This is a genomic window from Dokdonella sp., from assembly GCF_039926425.1.
Classification (GTDB): Bacteria; Pseudomonadota; Gammaproteobacteria; order Xanthomonadales; family Rhodanobacteraceae; genus Dokdonella_A.
Genome location: NZ_JBDSWZ010000275.1, coordinates 1 through 4,560, shown reverse-complemented (window position 1 = coordinate 4,560; position 4,560 = coordinate 1). Strand labels below are relative to the sequence as shown.

The following is a 4,560-nucleotide window of genomic DNA, read 5'->3' as shown; positions in this document are numbered from 1 at the left end:
CGGCGATCGCCGCGTCCGTTCGTTCCGATACGCGCCTGATCTACCTTGCCAACCCGAACAATCCGACGGGAACCTGGTTCGACGATGCAGCGCTCGAACTGCTGCTTGCGCGCGTGCCCGCAACCGTTCTGGTTGTCGTCGACGAGGCGTATCACGAATTCGTCGATGCGCCCGGCCTCACGAGTGCGCTCGCATTCGCAAATCGTTTTCCGAACCTGGTCGTCACGCGCACGTTTTCCAAGGCGCATGCGCTGGCCGGCTTGCGCGTCGGTTATCTGGTGGCCGATGCACGCGTCGTCGCGGTCATCGAGCGGCTGCGCGAGTCGTTCAACGTCAATTCGGTGGGCCTGGCGGGTGCCGAAGCTGCTCTTTCAGATCGCGCGCACGTGGAACTCGTGCGGTCGTTCAATGCCGCAGAGCGTGAATGGCTGGCCGGCCAGCTCGTTGCCCGCGGCTACGTCATTCTGCCTTCGCAGACCAATTTCATACTCGTCGACCTCGCGCATGATGCCGCGGATCTTGAGCGGCACCTGTTCGATCGCGGGGTGATCGTCCGTCCGATGGGCGGATACGGCTTGTCGAACACGGTGCGCATCAGTATCGGCTGTCGGATCGACAATCAGCGCCTGCTGGATGCGCTGCCGTGACAGATCGCGTTGACTGGACCAGCAGTGCCTCGGGACCGCTGCGCGGAGACGTGGTCATTCCCGGCGACAAGTCCATCTCGCATCGAGCCGTCATGCTCGCGGCGATCGCCGACGGCGTTTCGCAGGTTGACGGCTTTCTCGAAGGCGAAGATACGCGTGCGACCGCTGCGATCTTCGCGCAGATGGGCGTCCGCATCGAGACTCCGTCCGCATCGCGACGCATCGTCCACGGGGTCGGCATGGATGGCCTGCAGCCGCCGACCGCCGCGCTCGATTGTGGAAATGCCGGCACCGGAATGCGACTGCTGGCGGGCATCTTGGCGGGGCAGCGGTTCGACTCGATCCTGGTCGGCGACGAATCGCTGTCGCGGCGACCGATGCGTCGCGTGATCGACCCTCTCCGGGCGATGGGCGCGCGCATCGACGCCGAAACGGGCGGGTTGCCACCGCTGCGCATCGGGGGCGGCGCCGCGTTGCGAGGCATCGCGTACAGCGCGCCGGTTGCCAGTGCGCAGGTCAAATCCGCAGTGCTGCTCGCCGGCCTGCATGCCGACGGGGAAACGGATCTTCGCGAACTCCATCCGACACGTGACTACACCGAACGCATGCTGTCGGCTTTCGGCTGGCCGATCCGGTTCGAGCCGGGCCGTGCGCGGTTGTGGGGGGGGCACCGGTTGCACGCGACCGATGTGGTGGTTCCGGCGGATTTTTCCTCGGCGGCATTCTTCATCGTGGCGGCGATCCTCGTTCCAGGATCGCGCCTGCTGCTACGAGCTGTCGGGCTCAATCCTCGCAGGACCGGTCTGGTGAACGCGCTGCGGTTGATGGGCGCCGACATCCGCGAACACGATCGGCGGGAGGAGGGCGGCGAGGCCGTCGCCGACATCGAGGTGCGCTACTCACGACTGCGAGGCACAGCGATTCCGGCCGACCTGGTGCCGGACATGATCGACGAGTTTCCGATCCTGTTCGTCGCTGCGGCGGCGGCCGATGGCATCACCACCATCAGCCAGGCAGCGGAACTTCGCGTGAAGGAATCCGATCGCATTGCAGTCATGGCGACGGGGTTGCGTTCGCTCGGTGTGCGCGTCGAGGAGACGCCCGACGGCGCGGTGATCATCGGAGGTTCGTTGCGCGGCGGGTCGGTCGACAGTACCGGCGACCACCGCTGCGCGATGAGCTTCGCCGTCGCCGGGCTATTGGCGGATGCGCCGGTGCGGATCGCCGATTGCGCAAACGTGGCCACGTCGTTTCCCGGCTTTTTCGAACGCGCGAACGAATGCGGGTTCGCCCTCGAATCATGAGTCGGGTCGCCAGCGCCAGGTGATACGGAGGAAAACGCGAGCCCAGCCGCTAGAATGCCGGCTCGCGTTCCACCGGCAGAACTTTCGTGCATAACAGCGACGCCCCGGTATTGACCATTGACGGCCCATCGGGCTCCGGCAAGGGCACGATCAGCCGTGCTGTGGCGACTGCGTTGGGCTGGCATCTGCTCGATTCCGGCGCGATCTACCGGTCCGTCGGCTACGCGGCAAGCATGGCCGGAATCGATCTCTCGGACGCGGAGGCGGTGACCCGCTGCGCTGAGACGACGAAAATCGTATTCCGAGACCCGCGCGACGGCGGCGAGACGCGGGTCATCGTCAACGGACACGACGCGACCGATGACATTCGTACCGAAACCTGCGGCGCGACCGCGTCGGCCATTGCGGCGATTCCTGAAGTCCGGACCGCGCTGTTCGAGAAACAGCGCTCCTTTCGCAAGGCGCCAGGGCTTGTCGCCGACGGACGCGACATGGGGACCGTGGTTTTCACCGATGCCACGCGCAAGATCTTCCTGACCGCAAGCGCCGACGAACGGGCGCACAGGCGATATAAGCAGTTGAAGGGAAAGGGGTTGAGTGTTACGCTTTCGTCTCTTTTGCGCGAGATCCAGGCGCGCGACGAGCGCGACGCAACCCGCAAGGTGGCGCCGCTCAAGCCGGCAACCGGTGCACTGATCATCGATACGACCGCAGTCGCGGTCGACGTCGTTGTCGCCCGGGTTCTGGCTTACGCCCGTCCTGCCTGATCCTCGCACGAAGGGAATCGCCCGCAAGGGCAAACGGCCCGGCGCATTGCGTCGGAACACAATGATGCGAAAAACGCATCCTTCGAAGGTGGGTTGCGGGTTTGTCGCTGGCCAGGTCCAGCCGATCTGCAACCTGTTTCATGACTGGAATTCAACATGACAGAAAGTTTCGCCGAACTGTTCGAACAGAGCCAGGGCTCGCTCAACAAGCTCCGCTCAGGTGCCATCGTTTCGGGCGTCGTTGTCGAGATCCGCTCCGACGTCGTCGTCGTGCACGCGGGCCTCAAGTCCGAAGGCATCATCCCGATCGAGCAGTTCAAGAACGAGCAGGGTGAGCTCGAAATCGCCGTTGGCGATACCGTCAAAGTGGCGCTTGACGCAATCGAGAATGGTTTCGGCGAGACGATGCTGTCGCGTGAGAAGGCCAAGCGATCGCTGGTCTGGGACGAACTCGAAGAGGCACAGACTGCCAATGCCGCCATCACCGGCCGCATCTCCGGCAAGGTCAAGGGTGGTTTCACGGTCGACATCAAGGATGTCCGCGCATTCCTGCCGGGATCCCTCGTCGACGTGCGCCCGGTGCGCGACCCGTCGTACCTCGAGGGCAAGGAACTCGAGTTCAAGATCATCAAGCTCGACCGCAAGCGCAACAACGTCGTGGTCTCGCGCCGCGCCGTCGTCGAAAGCGAGTTCAGCGCAGAGCGCGAGCAGCTGCTCGACAAGCTGGTCGAGGGCGCAGTCGTCAAGGGCGTCGTCAAGAACCTCACCGATTACGGTGCATTCGTCGACCTCGGCGGCATCGATGGCCTGCTGCACATCACCGACATGGCGTGGAAGCGTGTCCGTCATCCGTCGGAAGTGGTGAACGTCGGCGACGAACTCGATGTCCGCGTGCTCAAGTTCGACCGCGAGCGCAACCGTGTTTCGCTGGGTCTCAAGCAGTTGGGCGAGGATCCGTGGGTCGCGATTGCGCGCCGCTATCCGGCCAACACGCGCATCCTCGGCAAGGTGTCCAACGTGACCGACTACGGCTGCTTCGTCGAGCTGGAGCCGGGCGTCGAAGGCCTCGTGCATGTATCCGAGATGGATTGGACCAACAAGAACGTCAATCCGGCCAAGGTGGTCCAGGTCGGTGACGAAGTCGAAGTCATGGTTCTCGACGTCGATGAAGAGCGTCGCCGCATCTCGCTCGGCATGAAGCAGACCAGTGCCAATCCGTGGGAAGCGTTTGCTGCGATCTACAAGAAGAACGACAAGGTGTCGGGCACGATCAAGTCGATCACCGATTTCGGCATCTTCGTCGGGCTCGACGGCGGTATCGACGGGCTCGTGCATCTGTCGGATATCTCCTGGCAGACCACCGGCGAAGACCTCGTGCGCAATTTCAAGAAGGGCGACGAGATCGAGGCCGTTGTGCTCGCGGTCGATCCGGAGCGCGAGCGCATCTCGCTCGGCGTCAAGCAGCTGGAGCAGGATCCGTTCGGCCAGTTCATGGCGGCGCATCCGCGTGGCAGCATCCTCAACGGCACCGTTCGCGAAGTCGATGCGAAGGGCGTGACGGTCGATCTCGGCGAAGGCGTCGAAGGCTACCTGCGCGCGAACGACATCGCCAAGGAACGCGTCGACGACGCGACCCTGCACTACAAGGTCGGCGATCCGGTCGAAGCCAAGTTCACCGGCATGGATCGCAAGGGCCGCAGCCTGCAACTGTCGATTCGCGCGAAGGACGAGGAAGATCTGCAGAGCACGCTCGACGAGTATCAGAGTGCGACGGGCGGTACGACCAAGCTCGGTGCGCTGCTCAAGGAACAGCTCAACCGTTGATGCACCATCGTGGCGGGG

Annotated in this window: 4 protein-coding genes; all 4 read left to right on the top strand. The window is 63.9% G+C overall.

The window, feature by feature from the left end:
* On the top strand, window positions 1–647 hold a 647-nt coding region (locus tag ABIV12_RS15485; RefSeq protein WP_348060946.1), incomplete at its 5' end, for an aminotransferase class I/II-fold pyridoxal phosphate-dependent enzyme.
* Window positions 644–1,951: a 3-phosphoshikimate 1-carboxyvinyltransferase gene (gene aroA, locus ABIV12_RS15480; protein ID WP_348060944.1), complete on the top strand. Its 1,308-nt coding sequence runs from the start codon at window positions 644–646 to the stop codon at window positions 1,949–1,951. The genes ABIV12_RS15485 and aroA, both read left to right, overlap by 4 nt.
* An 86-nt stretch (window positions 1,952–2,037) precedes the next feature.
* Window positions 2,038–2,718, top strand: a complete 681-nt coding sequence (gene cmk, locus ABIV12_RS15475; RefSeq protein WP_348060942.1) for a (d)CMP kinase — start codon at window positions 2,038–2,040, stop codon at window positions 2,716–2,718.
* Window positions 2,719–2,874: 156 nt separating this feature from the next.
* Window positions 2,875–4,542, top strand: coding sequence for a 30S ribosomal protein S1 (gene rpsA / locus ABIV12_RS15470; RefSeq protein WP_348060940.1), 1,668 nt, complete (start codon window positions 2,875–2,877; stop codon window positions 4,540–4,542).
* Window positions 4,543–4,560 lie beyond the last annotated feature (18 nt).

Bases quoted from the DNA above. Each gene is read 5' to 3' on its own strand.
- rpsA (WP_348060940.1), top strand. From the start codon at position 2,875: ATGACAGAAAGTTTCGCCGAACTGTTCGAACAGAGCCAGGGCTCGCTC.